The organism is Cupriavidus sp. 86D6 (genome assembly GCF_057815095.1).
Map to the genome: position 1 here is coordinate 556,953 of NZ_JBYPSB010000001.1, position 21,325 is coordinate 578,277.

The window sequence follows — 21,325 nt, forward strand, 5'->3', positions numbered from 1 at the left end:
GGCAATTCCTTTTCCAAGCCCATATCGAGCCGTACCGCCAGATGACAAGTCCCGCCGCATCCTCCGTCAAAAGTGAAAACAACCTTGTCTGGCTGGACATGGAAATGACCGGCCTGCAGCCGGATACCGACCGCATCATCGAGGTGGCGGTGGTGGTTACCGATTCCGAACTGAACATCCTGGCCGAGGGGCCGGTGCTGGTGATCCACCAGTCGGATGCCGTGCTCGACGGCATGGACAACTGGAACAAGGGCACGCACGGCCGCTCGGGCCTGATCGACAAGGTCAAGGCATCGACGCTGACCGAAGCCCAGGCCGAGGCCGAGCTGCTGGCCTTCCTGAAACGCTGGGTGCCGGCCAGCAAGTCGCCGATGTGCGGCAATTCGATCTGCCAGGACCGCCGCTTCATGGCGCGCTACATGCCCAAGCTCGAAGCGTTCTTCCACTATCGCAATCTCGACGTCTCGACGCTCAAGGAACTGTGCAAACGCTGGGAGCCCGCCATCCACAAGGGTTTCCAGAAGCGTCAGCTGCACACGGCGCTGGCTGACATCCTGGAATCGGTGGAAGAACTGCGCTACTACCGCCAGCACTTCATCAAGACGCCGGCCGAAGCGGCCGCCACGTTGCCGGCACCGGCAGCACCTGCCGCCCCCGCCGCCCCCGCCGCGTAACACCCTCTCAAGAACAAGAACCCGGCGGGCGGGCTCCACGACGGACCGGCCACGCCGCCTGAGTCCGTCCAGCCTCGCCCCTGCCATGTTCACGCGCATCGTCTCGATCATCACGCCGGTCATCCTGATCATCCTGATCGGGTGGATATACGGGCGGCGTGCCCATCCGGACATGGCGGGCATCAACAAGGCGATGCTCGAAGTGATCGCGCCGTTGCTGGTGGTATCGGCATTCATCAGCAAGGATTTCGTGCTGGCCGATCACCTCGTGCTGCTGGCCTGCGCCGTGGCCGTGGTCATCGGCTCGGGCGTCCTGGCCTGGGTGGTGGCCCGTATGAGCGGCGCCAATCCGCGCACGTTCGTGCCCCCGATGATGTTCAACAACTGCGGCAACATGGGGCTGCCGCTGTCGGTCTTTGCCTTCGGGCAGGTGGGCCTGGCGCCGGCCGCGGCGCTGTTCGCGGCATCGAACCTGATGCATTTCACGATCGGCATGAAAATCGTGAACCGGCAGGCGTCGATGGCGCAGATCGCGCGCAATCCGATGGTGCTGGCCACCGTGGCCGGCGTGGCGCTGTCCTTGGCCAAACCGGTATTTGCGCTGCCCGGGCCGGTCTACGAATCGATCAAGCTGCTCGGCGATTCCACGGTGCCGCTGATGCTGTTCGCACTGGGTGTGCGGATGAAGGATGTGAGCCTGCGCAACTGGGGCATGGGCGTGCTGGGCGCCGTGGTCTGCCCGCTGGCCGGTATTGCTGTGGCGCTGCTGCTGGCATGGTGGGTGCCGATGACCGACCTGCAGCGCGGGCTGCTGTTCGTCTTCGCGTCGCTGCCGCCGGCAGTGCTGAATTTCCTGGTGGCCGATCATTTCCGGCAGGAACCCGACCAGGTGGCGTCGATCGTGCTGCTCGGCAATATCGCCGCCGTGGTGTTCGTGCCGATCGGGCTGTATCTGGGGCTGAAATAAAAAACGCCCTGCGCCGGGTGGGGCAGGGCGTCATCGGCATCGGCCGATCAGACCGTCGGGTTCGGCTTCGCGCGCAGCGCGCTTTTCGGCCGGAACGCCTTCACGATGGCTTCGTTGGTCTCCACATACGGGCCTCCGATCAGGTCGATGCAATAGGGCATCGCCGCAAACACGCCTTGCACGATCACGCGGCCTTCCACGTCGCGCAGGCCTTCCAGGGTCTCGCGAATGGCCTTGGGCTGGCCGGGCAGGTTGACGATCAGCGCCGCCCGGCTCGGCGTTTCGCGAATCACCGCCACCTGGCGCGACAGGATGGCCGTCGGCACGAAGTGCAGGCTCACTTGTCGCATCTGCTCGCCAAATCCCGGCATTTCCTTGGTACCCACGGCCAGCGTGGCCTCGGGCGTCACATCGCGCCGGGCCGGGCCCGTGCCGCCGGTGGTCAGCACCAGATCGCATCCGGCCACGTCGACCAGTTCGATCAGCGTGCGCGAAATCAGCGGCGCCTCATCGGGAATCAGCCGTTCCACGGCCTGCCACGGCGAGGTCAGCGTCTTGCCGAACCAGTCGCGCAGGGCCGGGATGCCCTCGTCCTGGTACGTGCCGGACGACGCCCGGTCCGAGATGGAAACGAAGCCGACCACCAGTTCGTCGGGGTGGTGACGGGAAACGGGGGCGGTCAGCGGCGGATTCATGCGTCGGGTTCCTTTGGGGTGTCTGTTGCGGCACTTTCGTCGCCATCATCGCCACCTTCCAGTGCGGCCTTGATGGCCTGGAACAGCTCGCGGTAGTACTTCGGCGGCTTGCCCAGTTCCTTTTCCTTGCGTGCGTTGCGGATGATGTTGCGGACCGACTGCACGTCCACGCCCGGGTGTTCGCCCAGGAATCTGGTCAGGTTGGCGTCGTCGGCCAGCAACAGTTCGCGCCAGCGTTCCATCAGGTGCATCTTGGCGGTCTCGGCCTTGCTGGTGCCCTTGAAGCCTTCCAGCGCGGCGCGGATGGCGGCCACTTCGTCGTCGTCCAGGCTGCGCATGACCTTGCCGACAAACTGCATCTGGCGGCGCTTGCCTTCGTGGCTGGTGATCTTGCGGGCAGCGTGGATGGCGTCCGCCAGCGACTCTGGCATCGGCACCCGCGCCAGGCGGTCTTTGGCCAGTGCCTCGAGTTCGGCGCCCAGGTCCTGCAGCTCGGTCATGTCGCGCTTGCGCTGCGACTTGCTCTTGGGCAGGTCGTCGTCGTCTTCCGGGGCAAAGGCGCCCGGGAAACGGCCGTTGGAGTTGTTACGGGTATTTCGCGTCATGGCCGGCATTTTATCTTGCTATGATTCCCGTTTGGACTTTTGATCACGCCCGCCCATATGAGCCAGACTGCCGAAAAGACCGCGCATTTCACCTATACCCAGGATCAGCTCAAGGCCATGGCGGCCGATGTGCTGCGCGTGGCACGCGAACTTGGCGCGACGGATGCCGCGACGGAGATCTCCGAAGGCGGTGGCCTGTCGGTGACGGTGCGCAAGGGGCAGGTGGAAACCATCGAGCAGAACCGCGACAAGGTGGTGGGCGTGACGGTCATGATCGGCCAGCGCCGCGGCAATGCCAGCACGTCGGATTTCTCGCCGGAGGCGCTGCGCGCGACGGCCGAGGCGGCGTACAACATCGCCCGCTTCACGGCCGAGGACGATTGCGCGGGCCTGGCCGAGGAAGGGCTGCTCGAACGCAACCCGCAGGATCTGGACCTGTTCCACCCGTGGGACATCGACGCCGAGGGTGCCATCGACATTGCGTGCCGTGCCGAGGCGGCGTCGTTCGCGGTGTCGCCGAAGATCAAGAACAGCGATGGCGCCAGCGTTTCGGCCCAGCATTCGCAGTTCGTGCTGGCCACGTCGCGCGGCTTCGTGGGCGGCTACCCGTATTCGCGCCATTTCATCTCGGCGGCGCCGATCGCCGGGTCCGGCGGCGGCATGCAGCGCGACGACTGGTATTCGTCCAAGCGGTCGCCGCTGGCGCTGGCCGAGCCCGAGGCCATTGGCCGCTATGCCGCCGAGCGCGCGCTGGCCCGCCTGAATGCCCGCAAGCTGTCCACGCGCAAGTGCCCGGTGCTGTTCGAGGCGCCGCTGGCGGCCGGCCTGCTCGGCGCCTTCGTGCAGGCGGTGTCGGGCGGCGCGCTGTACCGCAAGTCGACGTTCCTGTACGACTCGCTGGGCAAGGCCGTGTTCTCGCCCGATATCCAGATCAATGAGCAGCCGCACGTGCCGGGCGCCATGGGCAGCGCCCCGTTCGACGAGGAAGGGGTGCGCACGCAGGCCCGCCAGGTGGTGCGCGACGGCGTGGTGCAGGGCTATTTCCTGTCGACCTATTCGGCGCGCAAACTCGGCATGCAGACCACCGGCAACGCGGGCGGCTCGCACAACCTGACGCTGACCAGCTCGAAGACGCAACCGGGCGACGACTTCGCCGGCATGCTGAAGAAGATGGGCACCGGCCTGCTGGTGACCGAGCTGATGGGGCAGGGCGTGAACTACGTGACGGGCGACTACTCGCGCGGCGCGTCGGGCTACTGGGTGGAAAACGGGGTGATCCAGTACCCGGTGGAGGAAATCACGATCGCCGGCAACATGGTCGAGATGTTCAGGCAGATCGTTGGTATCGGCGCCGACGCGCTGGTGCGCGGCACCAAGGAAACCGGGTCGATCCTGATCGAGCAGATGACGATTGCCGGCAACTGATTCCGGCATTCGGCCAAACGCAAACGGCGCCCGAGGGCGCCGTTTTTCATGGTCGGACGGGTGGGGTCATTCCTCGCCGGACGGCGGGCGTTCGTAGGTGACGAACGCATAGTCGAACGCGTTGGCCGCCGAATGGTGGGTTTCGCGCGCAACCTCCACCCACTTCGACAGGTCGATGGCCGGGAAGTGGGCGTCGCCTTCCACGTCAGCATCGATCTCGGTGACGATCAGGCGATCCGCACTGGGCAGGGCCTCCGCGTACAGCTGCGCGCCACCGATCAGGAACACCTGTTCCACGCCCACGCACAGGCGCTGGGCGTCCTCCAGCGAGCCCACCACCTCGGCGCCTTCCAGGTGCAGGGCGGGGTTGCGGCTCACCACGATATTGCGGCGGCCCGGCAGCGGCCGGCCGATCGAATCCCAGGTCTTGCGGCCCATGATGATCGGCGCGCCCAGCGTGGTGCGCTTGAAATGCTGCAGGTCCTCGGGCAGGCGCCACGGCAGCGTGTTGTCGCGGCCGATCACGCCATTGCGCGCCCGCGCGACGATCAGGGTCAGCAGCGTCATACGGCCACCGGCGCCTTGATCGCGGGGTGCGATTCGTAGCCCACCAGTTCGAAGTCGTCGTACTGGTAGCCGAAGATGCTGTCGGGACGCCGCTTGATCTTCAGCGTCGGCAGCTTCATTGGCGCGCGCGACAACTGCGTCTGCACCTGTTCGAAGTGGTTGCTGTAGATGTGGCAGTCGCCGCCCGTCCAGACGAAGTCGCCCACGCCCAGGTCGCACTGCTGCGCGATCATGTGCGTCAGCAACGCGTAGCTGGCGATATTGAACGGCACGCCCAGGAAGATGTCCGCGCTGCGCTGGTACAACTGGCAGCTCAGCTTGCCGTCGGCCACGTAGAACTGGAAGAACGCGTGGCAGGGCGGCAGCTTCATTTGCGGGATCTCGCCCACGTTCCAGGCCGACACGATCAGACGGCGCGAGTCGGGGTTGTTGCGGATCTGCTGCACCACCTCGCTGATCTGGTCGATATGGCGGCCGTCCGGCGTTGGCCAGGCGCGCCACTGGTAGCCGTAGACCGGGCCCAGCTCGCCGTTGGCGTCGGCCCATTCGTCCCAGATCGTGACGCCGTTGTCTTTCAGGTACTTGATGTTGGTCGATCCCTGCAGGAACCACAGCAGTTCGTGGATGATCGACTTCAGGTGCAGCTTCTTGGTGGTGACGACCGGAAAGCCTTCGTTCAGGTCGAAGCGCATCTGGTAGCCGAACACCGAGCGCGTGCCGGTGCCGGTGCGATCGGACTTTTCGGTGCCATGCTCGAAAACATGGCGCATGAAGTCGAGGTACTGTTTCATCGGCGCGGGGTAGAAATGTGATGTCGGCTTGCGGGCCGTAAAGCGGGGATTTTAGCCTGAAAGCAAAAAGCCGCCCGAAGGCGGCCTTTTGCGTTTCCCGGCAATTGCGGTCAGCCCGGGTCAGTGGCTTTCCACCGGCTTCTGGCTGCTGTCGCGACGCTTCTGGGTCAGGTAGCCCGCACCCAGCACGCCACCGATGATCACCAGGTACAGCCCCCACTTGATGGCGGGCTGTGCCTCGAAGAAGGCCTTGGTGATCGGCTCGCCCAGGATCATCTTGACGGCGGTGAAGGCCAGCACGCCGGCACCGATGTAGATGATCGACGGATAGCGCGACATCAGCTTGAGCACCAGGCTCGAACCCCAGACCACGATCGGGATACTGATCAGCAGGCCCAGCACCACCAGCAGGAAGCTGCCGTGGGCGGCGCCGGCCACGGCCAGCACGTTGTCCACGCCCATCACCGCGTCGGCAATGATGATGGTCTTCATGGCACCCATCAGCGTGGCCGCGCCGGCGCCGTGCTCGTCGCCGTCGTTCTCGGCGGCCAGCAGCTTGTAGGCGATCCAGACCAGCGCCAGGCCGCCAACCAGCAGCAGGCCAGGGATCTTGAGCAGCCAGACCACGCCAATCGTCATGGCCGAACGGACCACGACGGCACCGATGGTGCCCCAGACAATGGCTTTCTTCTGCAGGTGCGGCGGCAGGTTGCGCGCCGCGAGGGCTATCACGATGGCGTTGTCGCCAGCCAGGACCAGGTCAATGACGACGATCGACAGCAGGGCTGTCAGGAACTGCATCGTGAACAGATCGGTAAACCACTCCATGTACGCTCCTCAGGTACGAAAAAGCTGCAGGCCATCGAGCCAGCAAGGGATTTTTGTTGCACCTGGGATTTACAGCGAGCGCCGGAAGTGATCGGGGGCGCCTTTGCAAACCGTAAAAACCAGGTGTGCAAAGGTCTTGCTCGACTGACTGGCGCGGAATGCGCGCCAGGGTCAGCACAACCGGAGACGAGCGATGCGTCTCGGAATGACGATTGTGCTAAGGGCATCGGATGCCCCCAAGCTACTCCCCTTTTACTTCCCTCTTTGGAAGGGATCGTGGCCGCCGGAAAGCTCCGGCGATCACGTTGGAGGCGATTATAAGGGAACTACGAAAAAAATGTTGCACTGCCGGGGTGGGGTTTGTATGTATCAAGTTCAAGACATGAATGCCGTGCGATTCAGTTTGTAAAGTGATGCAACGTGCCACGCACGCATAAGCATATGCACCTATCCTATCTGGATCGGTTCGGCAGGTGTGCACCAGACCTGACAGGCGCGCACCCCTGACCACCGCTGGCAAGCATCGGATGCCGGCGCCGCCGCTTTGAGAGGGATTCACCGTAGTGCCCATCGACAACAAGGAAACGTCATGCCGGCCCCCACTACGCTTCAGACGCCCGACACCCATTCGACCCGCAACAACTCCCGCAACAACTCCCATCATCAGAACGGCCACGCTACGCCGGACATGGCGCCGGAGCCGCGCATCGTGGTCGGCAACGGCCATGTTCGGCCCGGGGTGGTCCCGCACCCGGAATTCGTGCAGCAATACCGCGAGGACAACGGCGCGCTGCGCGCCGAGATCGAGGAAGGGCTGCGCCTCAGCCAGGCGCGCATCAGCCCGAAGTTCTTCTACGACGTGCTGGGCTCCCGGCTGTTCGAGGCCATCACCGACCTGCCCGAGTACTACCCGACCCGCACCGAGGCGTCGATCTTTGCCACGGCCGCGCCCGCCATCGCCGCACGGGCGGGCAGCGGCTGCGTGCTGATCGACCTGGGCGCCGGCAACTGCCAGAAAGCGGCGCGCCTGTTTCCAAGCCTGCAGCCGGCCCAGTACGTGGCGCTCGATATCTCGGTGGAATTCCTGCGCGGCACGCTGGCCGCGCTGCAGCAGCAGAATCCACAGATCCCGATGCTGGGGCTGGGGGCCGACCTGTGCGGGCCGCTCGACCTGCCCTCCAGCGTCAAGCGCTGCCGCCGGCTGTTCTTCTATCCGGGCTCCAGCATCGGCAACTTCGCCCCGATCGACGCCCTGGCGCTGCTGCAGCGGCTGCGGGCTGCGGCGGGCCCGGGAGACGGCGTGCTGATCGGCGTGGACCTGTACAAGGACGCCGACACGCTGGTGGCAGCCTATGACGATGCCCTGGGCGTGACCGCCGCGTTCAACCGCAACGTGCTGCGCAACGTGAACCGCATCGTAGGCAGCGACTTCGCGCTGGCCGACTGGCGTCACGCGGCCACGTTCGATACGCAGGCATCGCGCATCCAGATGCATCTGCAGGCCGAGCGCGATGTGACCGTGCGCTGGCCCAACGGCGAACGGCGGTTCGCGGCCGGCGACCGCATCCATACCGAGGACTCGCACAAGTATCGGCCGGATGACTTCGCGATCCTGCTCGAAGCGGCCGGCTTTACCGACCCGGTCAGCTGGACCGATCCGCGCGGCTGGTTCGCCGTATTTCACGCGCGCGGCTGACGATCGGCACGAAGGGGAAAGGCTGGCGGTAAGCCGCGCCGCCAACAGGGTGAAAGGGCGGGGGGGCGGAACGCGTTGGCGCGCGGTGTCATAATGCGCGCAGCCGGCCCGGCCGGCACCGATTCCCACCCTTTGTCACGGATACCTCGATGAGCGGCTTTTCCATGCTTCCCGATCTCCACTTCACCGGCGGCACGGCGGCCTGGCCTGACGCGCGCCGGCTGCCGCGCGAGGGGTTGGCACAGGCATTGGTGGAGTCGCGCAACCGCACGCTCGCGTGGCTGGGTGCCTTCGGCGTGACCCGCAAGGGTTGGACCGTGCAGCGTCAGTACGACACCAATCCGCCGCTGTGGACGCTCGGCAATATCGCCTGGCACGCCGAATGGTGGTGCCTGCGCGGTGTGCGGCACCTGGAGCAGGGCGGTATCCGCCTGCCGGTGGCCAGCGAGCCGTCCTTGCTCGATGGTGCGGACGAATGGTTCGATCCCGAGCGGATCGGTCCGGATGAACGCTGGGAGATCGCGCTGCCCGACGTGGCGGTGGTGAAGCAATACGCCACGCAGGTGCTCGACGGTCTGCTGCGGCGCATCGCGCTGCTGCCCGACGACGGCGACGCCACGCTGTATCCGTTCCGCCGCGCGCTGTACTACGAGGACGTGCAGGGCGAAACAGTGGCCACGCTGCTGCAGGCTCTGGAAGTAGCGCCGGTCGAGCCGGCATCGATCTCGCCGGCGGCGGCCGTGCAGTCTGCGGGCACGCTGCACTTTCCCGGTGGCAATTTCACGCAGGGCTGGCCGGAAGCCGACGGCTTTGCCTGGCCCGACGAATTGCCGGCGCAGAAGGTCTACGTCCCCGCGTTCGAGATGGACGCCGCGCTGGTGACCAACGCCCAGTTCCTGGAATTCGTGGAGGATCGCGGCTACGAGCATCCGTCGTACTGGTCGGCCGCCGGCCGGCAATGGCTGATGACGCAGGAGCGTTCGGCGCCCCGCTACTGGTCGCGCCATGCGGTCAGCCGCAGCTGGGTGGCGTCGCGCTTCGGCACGGAGCGCACCCTCAATCCCGACGAGCCGGTGCGGCACGTCACGCTGTTCGAGGCCCAGGCGTGGTGCGTCTGGGCCGGACGCCGCCTGCCGCAGGAAGTGGAATGGGAGCTGGCGGCCGTGCAGAATCGCGGGCTGCAATGGGGCACGTTGCGGGAATGGACGGCTACCCCGTACGAGCCGTACCTGGGCTTTGCCGCCGAGCCGACCGATGGCGAGATCATCGGCCGCTTCGGCACGCACCAGGCCGTGCGCGGGGTGTCGTTCGCCAGCCCGTCGCGCCTGCGTCATGTGCGGGCCCGTACGGCCCTGCTGCCCGAGGACGATGTGTCCTTCGTCGGGTTCCGGACGTGCGCGATGTGAACGAACGCGCGGCAACAAGAAAAGAGAAAAGGCACCCGAGGGTGCCTTTCTTGCGTTCCACCACCGGCCGGCTGGCCGGCAGGGGATCAGCGATCAGCGATCAACGCTCGTAGCGCGAACGGCTGTTGCCGTTGCGTTGGCCGCCAAAGCCGCCGCGATCACCGCCACGGTCGCCAAAGCTGCGGTCGCCGAAGCTGCGCTCGCCACCAAAGCCACGGTTGCCGTCGCGTTGCTGGCCGTCGCGGTTGCCGTACGAACGCTGCTCGCCGCCGAAGCTGCGGTCGCCGAAGCTGCGTTGCTGGCCCTGACCCTGGCCCTGGCCACGGTAGCCGCCGTTGCCGCGGTCGCCGAAGCCGCCGCGGTCGCCGAAACCACCGCCATTGCCACGGTCGCCGAAGCCGCCGCCGTTACCCCGGTCGCCAAAACCACGGTTGCCGTCGTTGCTGAAGCGGCGCTCGCCAAAGCTGCGTTCGCCGCCTTCGCGGTTGCCGCCGTTGTTGCCACGGTAGCCGCCGCCGTTGCCGGCGCCATTGCCGCTGCGATAGCCACCGCCGCTGTTGCCGCGGAAGCCGTCACGGCCGCCCGGCTTGCCGCCGAAGTTCGAACGCGGCTTCGGCGAACGGCGCGGCTCCAGGCCTTCGATCACCGATGCGTCGATGCGGTGGTTCGTGAAACGCTCGATACGGCGCCACTGGAACATGTCGCCATGGTTCACCAGGTTGATGGCGATGCCCGAGCGGCCGGCACGGCCCGTACGGCCGATACGGTGGACGTAGTCTTCCGCCTGCTTGGGCAGGTCGAAGTTCACCACGTGGGTGATATCGGGCACGTCGATGCCGCGTGCGGCCACGTCGGTAGCCACCAGCACGCGCAGGTTGCCGCGGCGCAGGGCCGTCAGCGTGCGGTTGCGCGCACCTTGCGTCATGTCGCCGTGCAGGGCGCCGGCCGCGAAGCCGGTGTCCGACAGGCGCTCGGCCAGCGAATCGGCGTCACGCTTGGTGGCGGTGAACACGATGGCCTGCTTCAGCGACGAATCGCGCAGCAGGTGGTCCAGCAGGCGCTCCTTGTGCGACATGTCGTCGGTGAAGTGCAGGCGCTGCTCGATGTTGCTGTGGTCGGCGCGCGCGGCGGCGATCTCGATGCGTTGCGGGTCGCGCAGCTGGCGCGACGCCAGCTGGCCGATACGGGCGTCCAGCGTGGCCGAGAACATCAGCGTCTGGCGCGATGCCGGCGTGGCGGCCACGATGGCGTCGATATCGTCGGCAAAGCCCATGTCGAGCATGCGGTCGGCTTCGTCGAACACCAGCATGTCGAGCGCGGACAAGTCGATGCGGCCGGCTTCGATGTGGTCCAGCAGACGGCCCGGCGTTGCCACCAGGATGTCCGGCATGCGCGACAGCATGGCCAGCTGCTTCGGATAGGGCATGCCGCCCAGGATGCTGGCGCACACGATGCGGCGCAGATGGCGGCCGTACTTGGCGGCGGCCTCGGTGACCTGCAGGGCCAGTTCACGCGTCGGCGTCAGCACCAGCAGCGACGGCTGGGCGGCGGCCGGACGGGGGCGCTTGCCCTTCATGCGCTTGGCCGGTTCGGTCGGACGATTCGGCGCGGGCTTTTCGCTGATGCGCTGGATCGCCGGCAGCATGAACGCGGCGGTCTTGCCGGAACCGGTCTGGCTCGAGACCAGCAGGTCGCGGCCAGCCAGGAAGGCGGGAATGGCCTGGGCCTGGACCGGGGTGGGGTTGTTGTAGTTGGCTTCGGCCAGGGCGCGCAGGATGGCGGGGTCCAGGCCAAGCTTTGCGAAACCGCTTTCCGGTGCGTCCGACGCTTGCGCGGCCGGGGCTGCATCGGCATTGAGCATGGCGTCGAGCTTGTCGAGCGGGCTCACGGCAGCGGCGGGCGTGGCAGTGGTGTCGGCGGCGGAAGCAAAAGGTTGCTCCGCACGGAAGTCTTCGTGCTGGGTCATGTCGTACGTATTAAATATGCATGGCACCCCAGGGCATTGTGCGCAAAGGGGTGGGCGCAAGTGCAAAGTCTTAAAAAGGCTTCGGCGCCAATCGGTAGGCCGTTCGACAGACTCAGCTGGCAAGACGGCGGCAGGCAGGGGGCGGCAGGCGATTCAAGCAAACCGGCCGATTATCCCTGGCAGGCAAACAGCAATTCGGGCTGTTATCAGGATCGGAGACGAGGCAGCGTCAGGTGAGCGGTGCGTTCTGGCCAGGCACCTGTCTGATACTTCGTGTGATGACAGAGGCAGGGAGCAGATCTTGGGAGGTAGCGGATACGCCACGGCAGATTGCCGGACGGCGCGGTGCGGGACTCACAGTGCGAAACTCACGGCGCGCAGTATAGCAGAACGCTGAATTTTTTGTTGCACCGCGCAAGCGGGAAATATCCGGAACATCGTAAGCAAACGTAAATGAAAGCGGCCGGGGCATCGCTTGCATGTCGGGGCCCGGTGCCTATACTCCAGACGCGGGCATCGATGCCCGTACGGGGCGGACGATAAACAGTCCCGCTGACATTGCCTTTGGCAAGGTTCGCTTGCCGCTCGGCTCCGGCATTGCGGTCATTGATGCCACCGCCAGGTTTCCTCCGACTGTCCGGGTGGTCCGGATGGGCGTCCGCTTCATGGGCGGAATCCATGGGAAACATGCTTGGCACAGGAATGACCGGAAGCAGCCGGTGACGCAGACCCAGGAAGTCCGGGCCCGTCCGCAACCAAAGCCCGCCAATTGCTTGGCGGGCTTTTTCTTGTGATGCGACCCGTGCCGCTGGCGTGCCGGTCTACTTGCGCACGGGTGTGGTCTCCCGCGCCTGCCCTGCCACCTGCGAGGTGCCGGGGAATCCCTCCGGATACTGGACCAGCCGCGTAAGCGCGGGGCGTCGGTGCGCCTGCCAGCGGTAGCTGCCGGCCAGCCGCGCGCCGCCGATGATGGCGGTCATGGCCTCGCGATCGAGGTCCATGTTTTCCGACAAATCCTTGATGACGATGACTGCCATGGCGATCTCCAGCATGCGGGCCTTGCCGCGGCCGGCCGGAATGGCACCGGTCGGGCAGCGCCGGGGCAGGCGCGGGCCCGATTCAGTATAGGCGAGCGGTCCTGTCGCATGCGCCGGGCACGCGACAGGACCGCTCCTGGACGCGCGGCGTTCAAGCCACTGCCAGGTTGCCGCCCCATTGCGTCGGCTTGACGTTGAGCGCGAGGTGGCCCAAGTCGACGCCGACGATCTTGTTGTTGTTGAAGGCGGCGACGTTCACCTGCTGGAACTGCTGCACGCTCTGGTTGATGTTGACGTTGACCAGCGGGCCGGCGGCGGCAATCTTGCCGAACCAGTCCGTGCCGCCGCGGATGGCGCACAGCGATTGTTGGTCGAGGTCCTTGCTGACGGCAAGGTCGCGGACGATGATCGATGACATGATGGACTCCTGGATGCGAATTCAGCGGGTCGGGTCTGCGGCGGGCGGCGGGCTCGAGGCCGGCGCCCGCCGCTGGCGGCGGACTCAGGCGTTGTTCTGCGCGTACTGGTTCGTCGTCGCGTTGTTGCGCAGATGGTCCTGGAAGGCCGAACCGTTGCCGAAGTAGTTGCCCACCTGCTGCATCTGCTGGTTCTGCTGGTCGATCTTGACGTGCGAATCGAACGACAGCTTCACCGGGGCGTAGACGCTGGTCCACGGGGCGATCAGGCCCAGGCCGCCGCGTACCGACTGCATGCGGGCGGCTTCGAGGGTGGTGGTGCTGGACAGGTCGAGGATGGTCAGGGTGCTCATGGCAGTCTCCTAATGGGCGAGTGTGCGGGTGGTGCGGTGCGTGGATGCGAAAGGGGTGCTCAGACCGGGTGGTACACGTTGTTCTGTGCGGACTGGGTCGTGGTGACGTTGTTCGTCATGTGGTCCTGGAAGGCCGAGCCATTGCCGAAGTAGTTTTCCACCGATTGCATTTGCTGGTTCGACTGGGTGACGTTGAACACCTTGTCGACCGACAGCTTGAACGGGCTGTAGACGGTGGTGATCGGCAGGATGGCGATGCCGCCGCGTACGGCATTCAGTGCCTTGGCGTCGAGGGTTTCGGTCGAGGACAGGTCCTTGATGGTCAGCGTGGTCATGATGGTTCTCCTGGATAAGGAAGGTGCTGCGTTGGGTCTGGGTGATGAGCATCGGGTTGGTGTCGCGCTCGGACCAGATATCGCAGCAAGCGTGCCAGCGCGTGCCATGGCCACGGAAAAAGTCTGCGGAGCGTTGTGGGACAAGGGTTTGCGCGGAAGGCGCACGATGCGCGCCGGCAGGGCGGGGGTGCGTGACCCCCGCGGAGTGATGGGGCGGCGCCAACAGAAAGGTGTCGGGTGTCGGGCGGACGGCAACGTCCGGGGCGTGCCGGACCACAGGGCGGCATTGCGGATGGCCGGAGTGCGCACTAGTATCCATCGAAGGCAATGTGCCGTGACGCAACGGTTCCGCCTCCAGTGCCGCCTCCAAAGCGCCACTTGTCAGCGCCACCAGTCGGCAACCAATGTCGGGATGCACCGGATGTCCAGCCTGACCGAACTCATACGGAATTTTCAGAGCGGGAGCCTGAGCCGCGACGAATTCCTCGCATCGGTGGATACGGCCCTGAAGGACGATCAGACCGACTCCACCCAGTTTGCCCGCGTGCTTTCCGAGGAGCACACACGCTTTCCGTTGCCGCCGGCTGTCTACGCCGAAGTCATGCATCGCATCGACTCGCACGTGGCCACGCAGTTCGACCCCGCTGGCGCGGCGCGGCACGATGCGCGCAGCGATGGGCGCACCGAGCTGCCCGGCGAGGAAACCGGCGAGGAAACGCGCATCGAGCCTGAGCCAGGGAATCGGCCGATGCCGGCGACGGGGTTCACCGGCACCACTGGCAGCGGCATGACTGGCGGCGGGTACACCGGCAACACGGGCACCGGCAACACCGGCAGCCATACGGGTGGCAACACGGCGGGCGCCACCACCGGCGGACACAGCGGGCACTTCACCGGCGGCTTCATCCCGTCCGGTCCGACAAAGGGTGTGGGCGATACGCTGAACGGCCGCTTCGTGCTCGAAGAGTGCCTGGGCGTGGGCGGCATGGGCACGGTGTACAAGGCGCTCGACCTGCGCAAGCTCGAAGCATCGGACCGCAAGCCCTATATCGCCATCAAGGTGCTGAACATGCAGTTCAGCGGGCATCCGAAATCGCTGATCGCGCTCCAGCGCGAGGCGCGCAAGGCCCAGCAGCTGGCCCACCGCAATATCGTCACGGTGTACGACTTCGACCGCGACGGCCCCACGGTCTTCCTGACCATGGAATACCTGCAGGGCAAGTCGCTCAACCGTGTGCTGCGCTCGCCGGATTTCCAGGGGCTGCCTTATGCGAAGGCGATGCCGATCATCGTCGGCATGGGCAGCGCGCTGGCCTACGCGCACGAACGCGGCTTCGTGCATTGCGACTTCAAGCCGGCCAATGTCTTCCTGACCGATCGCGGCGAGGTCAAGGTGATCGACTTCGGCATCGCGCGGGGCTTCCAGCAGCCTGCCGACGACGCCGACCAGACCGTGTTCGATCCGGGGTCTCTGGGCGGCATGACGCCGGCCTACGCCAGCCCCGAGATGTTCGAGCACCGCGAGCCCGATCCGCGTGACGATATCTACGCGCTGGGCTGCGTCAGCTATGAACTGCTGACCGGTCGGCACCCGTACAACCGCGTGTCGGCCACGGAGGCGCGCGCAAAGAACCTGAAGCCCGAGCCACCGAAGACACTGTCGCGCGGACAGTGGAAGGTGCTGCGCCAGGCGCTGTCGCTGGACCGCGCGACCCGCACGCCCACGGTCAAGCAATTCCTGGCCGGGCTGGGCGGCGAAGCGCAGGCCACCAGCCTTCGCCTGCCCGTGATCGCGGGCAGCGTGATCGCCGGCGTGGCGCTGGCCACGGGGGTGCTGGTGTACCTGTGGCGCAGCCACATGCCGCCGACGGAAAGCGCACCGCCGGCCCAGGCCGCGGCGCCGTCCGCCACGCCCGCGCCGCCGGAAGAGGCGGTGCCAGTCAAGCCCGAAGCCGTCGCGCAGGTGATCGCCGCCACGCCGTGTTCGCTGCTGAGGGCCCGGATCGACGGCAATACGCTGCAGGTGGGCGGTTATGTCGGCGAACCGGCGCTGGGCGGCCTGCGCGACAAGCTGGGCAAGATCGCGGGCGTGCGCACGCTGAAGCTCGATGCCCAGCCGCTGACCAGCGACAAATGCGACGTGGTGAAGCTGGTGGCGCCGTACTGGTCAGGCAGCCGGAAGGCGGGCGAGCCCGCCGGCGCGGTACTGCGCACGCGCGGCGGGACGCAGCTGACCGAGGGCGCGCCGCTGGTGCTGGACATCAACACGCCGCCGCACGACTCGTATGTCTACGTCGACTATTTCTCGGCCGATGGCAAGGTGGCGCACCTGGTGCCCAGCGCGCGCATCCAGGGCAACCAGGCGCCGGCCAGCTACAGTGCGACCGTGGGCGACAGCGGCGACTGGGTCATCTCGAAGCCGTTTGGCACCGAACTGGTGGTGCTGCTTACCACGCCCGCGCCGCTGTTCACCGCACGGCGCCCCGAGTTCGAGACCCGCCAGGAGTACCTGAAGGCGCTGGAAAAGCCGCTGGCGCAGATGGCCAGCAAGCACGGGCGCGAGCAGGTCAGCGCGGACATCGTGCAGATCGCCACGCGCGCGAAGTAGCCTGCCAGCACAACGCGCCTGGGGCTACTTCGCCTCGCGCACCACACGGAAGCCGTTCTGCGACTGCCGCACGCTGGTGCTGTACTTGAAGCGCGTGGAGGACACCATGTAACTGGCCCCCTCGCGCCATGAGCCGCCACGTATCACGCGCGCGGTGCAGGCCGGCTCGTCCCATGCGCGACCATCGGTTGGCGCGTTCTTGTACGAACTGTGCCAGCAGTCGGCCACCCATTCCCAGACGCTGCCGTTCATGTCGTGGAGCCCGAACGGATTGGGAGCGAACGATCCGACATTGGCTGGCGCGGCATCGCTCCACGGATCGCCGCAATCCTTGCAGTTGGCGTTGCCCTTGCTCATCCGGTCGCCCCACCAGAATGCGGTGCTGGTGCCGCCGCGCGCCGCGTACTCCCATTCGGCCTCGGTGGGCAGCCGGTAGCTCTTGCCGGTGGTCTTCGACAGCCAGGCCACGTACTGCTGCGCGTCATCCCAGCTGATGTCGCGCGCCGGTGCCGTCCTGGCCTCGGGCGGATTGGCGGCGATGCGCGGGCAGGCGTTGGCATCGACGCAGGCATTCCATTGCTCGACCGTGACCTCGTATTTGCCGATGGCAAACGCGTGGCCCACGTTCACGTGATGCGGCGGTTTCTCGGCGGGGTCGCTGGTGTTGCTGCCCATCGTGAAGGCGCCGGGATTCAGCCCGATCATCAGCGGACACTGCGGACAGTCGCGCGATTCGCCGCCCTTGGCCTCGGCCGGCTTTGCCGCGCCGGACGCTGGGGCTTCCTTGCCTTCGGCCGGAAAGGTCACGGTGCCCTGCGCGATGTTGCCGCCGGTGCGGGTGCGGGTCTGGCCCGGGGCAGCGGCCGGCGGCGTGGGGGCAGGGGGCGGCCGGGTGGCGGCAGGCGGCGTGGACTCGGCCTTGGCCTGGGCCTTCGCGTCGGGCTTCGGCGGGGCTGATGACGTCGCCGGTGCCGGTGCCGATGCAGCCTGCGCGGGCGCACTGGCCTTGATGCGATCGAGCCGCGACCTGGCCAGCGCGGCGAAGCGTCCGTTCGGATACTGCTTCAGGTAGGCCTCGTAGTCGGCGGCGTAGTTGCTGTTCTTGATCGAATCCCAGAACGACAGTTCGTACTGCTCGTCGCTGTTTTTCGGCAGGATGCCGGCCGTCGCCGATGGCAACAGCGCGTTGCCGGCCTGGGCGATCCGGTCCCGCACGCTGCCCGGGGGCGGCCCGTGCGACGCGCCATCGATTCCTGCGCCGGTTTCCAGCAGCGCCAGCAGCGACGCGACGATTGCTTTCCGCCACATATTCACCCCCCTCAGAGTCGCCGCGCTGCGCGGTGTGGAGTTGCCGTGACGCGGTACCGGCCGTTTCAAGATAGCACAGCGTTTGTGGCGTGAAAGTTCGCTTTTTGAAGCCGGCCGACCTACGCTGTAGGACACATCGCCGAGCGCATCAAGAACATCGACCAAGAATCCGCTCCCGCGCGGGGTACCGTGTGCAGCGGACTGTTCTCCGGGAGGAGCCGCCATGTCCAGACGATCCCTGCTGCACGCGCTCGCGGCCACGTGTCTGGCCAGCTGGACGACGCTGGCGATACCGCTGACGGCGGCCCCCAAGGGCGCCGAGGTCTATATCATCTGGCCCGGCGACGGCGCGGTCATCGATGGCGGCAAGCTCTGGGTGCGCATGGGGCTCAAGGGCATGGGCGTGTGCCCCAAGGGCATCGAGCGGCCCAACTGCGGACACCACCATCTGCTGATCGACGCCGACCTGCCGCCGATGGACAAGGAAATCCCGAACGATCGCAACCACCTGCACTTTGGCGCGGGAGAGACCGACGCGCGCATCGAACTGACCCCGGGCAAGCACACGCTGCAACTGCTGCTGGGCGACAGCAAGCATGTGCCGTTCGATCCGCCGATTTACTCCAAGAAGATCACGATCACGGTGCGCTAGCCACACAGGCGCGAACGGGGGAGCCATGACCCATTTCAGACCGATGCTTCTCGCGGGCATGACGTTGCTGTCCGCCGCTGCCTGGCTGCCGGCGGGCATGGCAGGTGCCGCCGATGCGTCGGCGCCGGCCGCGCATGCCGGCCATGCCTCGGCACCGGCCGCGGGCGCGGGCGCCACCCCGGCGTCGGGCCCCACGCCGGCGCCCCGGAACGCCTATCTCTATATCGGCTACCCCAACAACAATCAGACGCTGCCGGCCGGCAAGCCGATCAAGGTCTGGTTCGGGCTGCGCAACATGGGCGTGGCACCCAAGGACGTCAAGTATCCGAACACGGGCCACCATCACCTGCTGATCGACGTCGACCTGCCGCCGCTGGACAAGGAGATCCCGAACGACCGCAACCACCTGCACTTCGGCGCGGGCGAAACGGAAACCACGATCGACCTGCCGCCGGGCAAGCACACGCTGCAACTGCTGATGGGCGACGAGCGGCACATCCCGACCGATCCGCCGGTCTACTCGAAGAAGATCACGATCTATGTGAAATGACCGGCACCAGTCTCGGAGCGAAATGGCGGGGCGGTCCGCCTGTCTCCGGCGCGGCGCACAGCGATGTGCGCCGTTTTTTTTTTCGGCCCCAACGGTGGCGTGCCGGCTGTTGCAGCGGCGCCAACATGCTGCGACGGATTGGTGGGGTGCGGCCCAACACAGTCCGGGGCGCCGGCAGGCGGCCAGGCCAGGGCCGGTCCGGTGAGGTCGCCCGCCAGCCCTTGTCCTGCAACGATCTCCGTTTTTTTTCGGGGCCATGGCATGCGCTGGCACGCTTGCTGCGATATCTGGTCCGAGCGCGACACCAACCCGATGCTCATCACCCAGACCCAACGCAGCACCTTCCTTATCCAGGAGAACCATCATGACCACGCTGACCATCAAGGACCTGTCCTCGACCGAAATCCTCGACGCCAAGGCGCTGAAGGCCGTACGCGGCGGTATCGCGGTGTTTGCCCCGCGCACTTCGATCTTCACGCCGGTGAGCCTGTCGTTCGATTCGCACAAGACGATCACGCAATCGAACCAGCAGCTGCAGGACGTGGCCAACTACTTCGGCAACGGCTCCGCCTTCCAGGAACACATGCGCAACAACGTGACGACGAACCAGTACGCGCAGAACAACGCCTGATATTCGTACGGTTCAGGCGGCAGCGGCGCGCAGGCCGGCCAACCGGCCGCCGCCGCAACCGCCGCACGGGGAGCTTGCGCCGGGGACACCTCCGCCCCGGCGCTTTTCTTGCCCGTCGCATTGCCTTGCCCGCCGATTTCACCGGGCACGCACACCGAGGTTGGCGTCTGCCGCATGCCGACCCACAATACAGATCGAACGCCAGGACGCCCTGCCACGGTCCGATGGCGTTTCAAGCAGGAAGCCATCGTGAACGCATTCGCCCTTGCTCCGCGCCGCATGTCCCAGCTGTCGGGCGTGGCTTTGTCCGTGGCGCTGCTGGCCGGCTGTGCCGATTTCCGGCCCCCCGAGTACCACCGGCCCGAAACGCCGGCCAAGGCGGCCTGGACCCGCAACGAGTCCGTCACCGTATCGCCGGCCGAGACGATCCTGCCGAACTGGTGGCAGGGCTTTGGCGATCCCTACCTGGACCAGCTCGTGGCCAGGGCGCTATCGGGCAACTACGACATCAAGGTGCTGGCCGCCCGCATCCGCGTGGCCAACGCGCAGATTGCCGAGGCCCGTGCGGGGGCGCTGCCGGTGTTCGATATCGGCGCCGGCGTGGACATCAGCAAGACCACCGGGCAGCCGGTGTCGCGCACCTATAACCTGGGTGGCACCGTGAACTGGGACATCGACGTCTGGGGCAAGGTGGAAAAGGGCGTGCAGGCCCAGAGCGCCGAGTTTCGCGCCACCGAGGCCGACTGGCGCGCCGGCTATCTGTCGCTGGTCTCCGATGTGTCGATCACGTACTTCACGATCCTGCTGCTCGACGAGCAGGTGGCGCAGCAGCGCCATACGCTGTCGCGCAACAACGACATCCTGGGCACCTACAAGGCCATGCTGGCCAACGGCCTGCTGCCGCAGATCCGCGTGATGCAGCAGCAGGCCGAAATCAATCGCCTGACCAAGGACCTGCTGGAACTGAAGCGCTCGCGCGACGTGGCCGAAAACGCGCTGGCCACGCTGGTCGGCGTGCCGGCCGGCGAACTCAAGGTGCCGCCCGGCAAGCTGCAGGAGCGCATCAAGGTGCCCGTGGTGCCGGCCGGACTGCCTTCGCAACTGCTGGCGCGGCGCCCCGATATCGTCGCCGCCGAGTATCGCGTGCTGGCAGCCTACGACCTGGTCGGCCAGGCGCGCCTGGCGCAGCTGCCCAGCATCAGCCTGACCGCGCGCGGCGGCACCGCCAGCTTCGCGCTGTCCGACCTGATGAAGTCCTTCACCTTCGGCTTCATGCCCAGCATCAACCTGCCGATGCTGGACCCCAACGTGCGGGCCCGGGTGAAGACGACCGAGGCCAACGTGGGCGTGGTCGAGAACGAATACGGCCGCACCGTCATGACCGCGTTCGAGGAAGTGGAGAGTGCGCTGGTCAATGTCGATGCGCACAAGAAGCAGCGCGTGGAGCTGCAGCAGCAGGTGAGCCAGCTGCGCGTGGTGGGCGCGCAGATCGACGCCCAGGCGCGCGAGGGCATCGCGTCGCAACTCGACGTCTTCGAGTCCGAGCGTTCGCTGCTGACCGCCGAGCAATCCTTGTTGGGGGCGTACCAACAAATCCTGGCCGATACCGTCACGCTGTACAAGGCACTGGGCGGCGGCTGGCCCGACGTGGACGTGCGCAACAACCGCGTGGACACCGCCGTCGAGGCGGTGGCGCCGGCCGGTGCGGCGGCGTCCAAGGCGGCGCGTTAGCCGCAGCGGCGCACAAACCGTTTCAAGCCTGAAACCCGCATGGCGCTGGCGTTTGCGCAACGCTGCGCCGCAGCGCATTGACTC

The 21,325-nt window shown here is 66.5% G+C and carries 21 protein-coding genes; 10 read left to right on the forward strand and 11 right to left on the reverse strand.

What is annotated here, in order from left to right:
* Nucleotides 1-41 precede the first annotated feature (41 nt).
* Together orn and AC3G88_RS02565 are read left to right on the forward strand one after the other, a co-directional pair.
* Complete coding sequence (gene orn / locus AC3G88_RS02560) at nucleotides 42-674, forward strand: oligoribonuclease (RefSeq protein WP_488770539.1); 633 nt, start codon at nucleotides 42-44, stop codon at nucleotides 672-674.
* Between the two features lie 85 nt (nucleotides 675-759).
* The gene (locus tag AC3G88_RS02565) at nucleotides 760-1,641 is read left to right on the forward strand and encodes an AEC family transporter (RefSeq protein WP_488770538.1); all 882 of its coding nucleotides are present in this window, start codon (nucleotides 760-762) and stop codon (nucleotides 1,639-1,641) included.
* Between the two features lie 47 nt (nucleotides 1,642-1,688).
* On the opposite strand, the gene mog is transcribed toward AC3G88_RS02565, so the two are convergent.
* On the reverse strand, nucleotides 1,689-2,336 hold the full coding sequence (mog, locus tag AC3G88_RS02570) for a molybdopterin adenylyltransferase (protein WP_400391844.1): 648 nt from the start codon (nucleotides 2,334-2,336) through the stop codon (nucleotides 1,689-1,691).
* Nucleotides 2,333-2,950 carry a ribosome biogenesis factor YjgA gene (gene yjgA / locus AC3G88_RS02575; protein WP_488770537.1) on the reverse strand — a complete coding sequence of 206 codons (618 nt, stop codon included), beginning with the start codon at nucleotides 2,948-2,950 and terminating at the stop codon, nucleotides 2,333-2,335. Before yjgA ends, mog begins: the two co-directional genes overlap by 4 nt.
* Nucleotides 2,951-2,998: 48 nt before the next feature.
* Between yjgA and pmbA the strand changes: the two genes are divergently transcribed.
* Complete coding sequence (pmbA, locus tag AC3G88_RS02580) at nucleotides 2,999-4,366, forward strand: metalloprotease PmbA (protein WP_488770536.1); 1,368 nt, start codon at nucleotides 2,999-3,001, stop codon at nucleotides 4,364-4,366.
* Between the two features lie 66 nt (nucleotides 4,367-4,432).
* Here the strand turns inward: pmbA and AC3G88_RS02585 are convergent, their stop codons facing one another.
* The 3 genes from AC3G88_RS02585 to AC3G88_RS02595 form a co-directional block, all read right to left on the reverse strand.
* A complete protein-coding gene (locus AC3G88_RS02585; protein WP_488770535.1) occupies nucleotides 4,433-4,933 on the reverse strand; it encodes a dihydrofolate reductase in 501 nt (166 codons plus the stop codon).
* Complete coding sequence (locus AC3G88_RS02590; protein ID WP_488770534.1) at nucleotides 4,930-5,724, reverse strand: thymidylate synthase; 795 nt, start codon at nucleotides 5,722-5,724, stop codon at nucleotides 4,930-4,932. Before AC3G88_RS02590 ends, AC3G88_RS02585 begins: the two co-directional genes overlap by 4 nt.
* A gap of 120 nt (nucleotides 5,725-5,844) precedes the next feature.
* Entirely contained in the window at nucleotides 5,845-6,552 is a 708-nt protein-coding gene (locus AC3G88_RS02595) for a TerC family protein (RefSeq protein WP_488770533.1), read from the reverse strand.
* A 589-nt stretch (nucleotides 6,553-7,141) separates the two neighbouring features.
* Between AC3G88_RS02595 and egtD the strand changes: the two genes are divergently transcribed.
* The gene (gene egtD, locus AC3G88_RS02600) at nucleotides 7,142-8,248 is read left to right on the forward strand and encodes an L-histidine N(alpha)-methyltransferase (RefSeq protein WP_488770532.1); all 1,107 of its coding nucleotides are present in this window, start codon (nucleotides 7,142-7,144) and stop codon (nucleotides 8,246-8,248) included.
* A 149-nt stretch (nucleotides 8,249-8,397) separates the two neighbouring features.
* Entirely contained in the window at nucleotides 8,398-9,654 is a 1,257-nt protein-coding gene (locus tag AC3G88_RS02605) for an SUMF1/EgtB/PvdO family nonheme iron enzyme (RefSeq protein WP_400391863.1), read from the forward strand.
* A gap of 100 nt (nucleotides 9,655-9,754) precedes the next feature.
* Here AC3G88_RS02605 and AC3G88_RS02610 read toward each other — a convergent pair whose 3' ends face one another.
* The 5 genes from AC3G88_RS02610 to AC3G88_RS02630 all read right to left on the reverse strand — a co-directional run bounded on the left by AC3G88_RS02610 (nucleotide 9,755) and on the right by AC3G88_RS02630 (nucleotide 13,761).
* Nucleotides 9,755-11,620: a DEAD/DEAH box helicase gene (locus AC3G88_RS02610; RefSeq protein WP_488893101.1), complete on the reverse strand. Its 1,866-nt coding sequence runs from the start codon at nucleotides 11,618-11,620 to the stop codon at nucleotides 9,755-9,757.
* Between the two features lie 821 nt (nucleotides 11,621-12,441).
* Nucleotides 12,442-12,657 carry a hypothetical protein gene (locus AC3G88_RS02615; RefSeq protein WP_488770530.1) on the reverse strand — a complete coding sequence of 72 codons (216 nt, stop codon included), beginning with the start codon at nucleotides 12,655-12,657 and terminating at the stop codon, nucleotides 12,442-12,444.
* Nucleotides 12,658-12,808: 151 nt separating this feature from the next.
* Nucleotides 12,809-13,075, reverse strand: a complete 267-nt coding sequence (locus AC3G88_RS02620; protein ID WP_153945506.1) for a hypothetical protein — start codon at nucleotides 13,073-13,075, stop codon at nucleotides 12,809-12,811.
* A gap of 84 nt (nucleotides 13,076-13,159) precedes the next feature.
* Nucleotides 13,160-13,426 carry a hypothetical protein gene (locus tag AC3G88_RS02625; RefSeq protein WP_400391872.1) on the reverse strand — a complete coding sequence of 89 codons (267 nt, stop codon included), beginning with the start codon at nucleotides 13,424-13,426 and terminating at the stop codon, nucleotides 13,160-13,162.
* 59 nt (nucleotides 13,427-13,485) lie between these two features.
* Nucleotides 13,486-13,761: a hypothetical protein gene (locus AC3G88_RS02630; RefSeq protein WP_153945504.1), complete on the reverse strand. Its 276-nt coding sequence runs from the start codon at nucleotides 13,759-13,761 to the stop codon at nucleotides 13,486-13,488.
* A gap of 421 nt (nucleotides 13,762-14,182) precedes the next feature.
* Here AC3G88_RS02630 and AC3G88_RS02635 point away from each other — a divergent pair, with 421 nt between their 5' ends.
* A complete protein-coding gene (locus tag AC3G88_RS02635; RefSeq protein ID WP_488770529.1) occupies nucleotides 14,183-16,369 on the forward strand; it encodes a serine/threonine protein kinase in 2,187 nt (728 codons plus the stop codon).
* Nucleotides 16,370-16,393: 24 nt separating this feature from the next.
* Here AC3G88_RS02635 and AC3G88_RS02640 read toward each other — a convergent pair whose 3' ends face one another.
* A complete protein-coding gene (locus tag AC3G88_RS02640) occupies nucleotides 16,394-17,677 on the reverse strand; it encodes a formylglycine-generating enzyme family protein (protein ID WP_488770528.1) in 1,284 nt (427 codons plus the stop codon).
* A gap of 223 nt (nucleotides 17,678-17,900) precedes the next feature.
* Here AC3G88_RS02640 and AC3G88_RS02645 point away from each other — a divergent pair, with 223 nt between their 5' ends.
* From AC3G88_RS02645 to AC3G88_RS02660, 4 genes are all read left to right on the forward strand, one after another.
* Nucleotides 17,901-18,329, forward strand: a complete 429-nt coding sequence (locus AC3G88_RS02645; RefSeq protein WP_488893102.1) for a DUF4399 domain-containing protein — start codon at nucleotides 17,901-17,903, stop codon at nucleotides 18,327-18,329.
* Between the two features lie 97 nt (nucleotides 18,330-18,426).
* Nucleotides 18,427-18,879: a DUF4399 domain-containing protein gene (locus AC3G88_RS02650; protein WP_488770781.1), complete on the forward strand. Its 453-nt coding sequence runs from the start codon at nucleotides 18,427-18,429 to the stop codon at nucleotides 18,877-18,879.
* Between the two features lie 364 nt (nucleotides 18,880-19,243).
* The gene (locus tag AC3G88_RS02655) at nucleotides 19,244-19,510 is read left to right on the forward strand and encodes a hypothetical protein (RefSeq protein ID WP_488770526.1); all 267 of its coding nucleotides are present in this window, start codon (nucleotides 19,244-19,246) and stop codon (nucleotides 19,508-19,510) included.
* A 279-nt stretch (nucleotides 19,511-19,789) separates the two neighbouring features.
* Nucleotides 19,790-21,241, forward strand: a complete 1,452-nt coding sequence (locus tag AC3G88_RS02660; protein ID WP_488770780.1) for an efflux transporter outer membrane subunit — start codon at nucleotides 19,790-19,792, stop codon at nucleotides 21,239-21,241.
* Nucleotides 21,242-21,325: the final 84 nt, after the last annotated feature.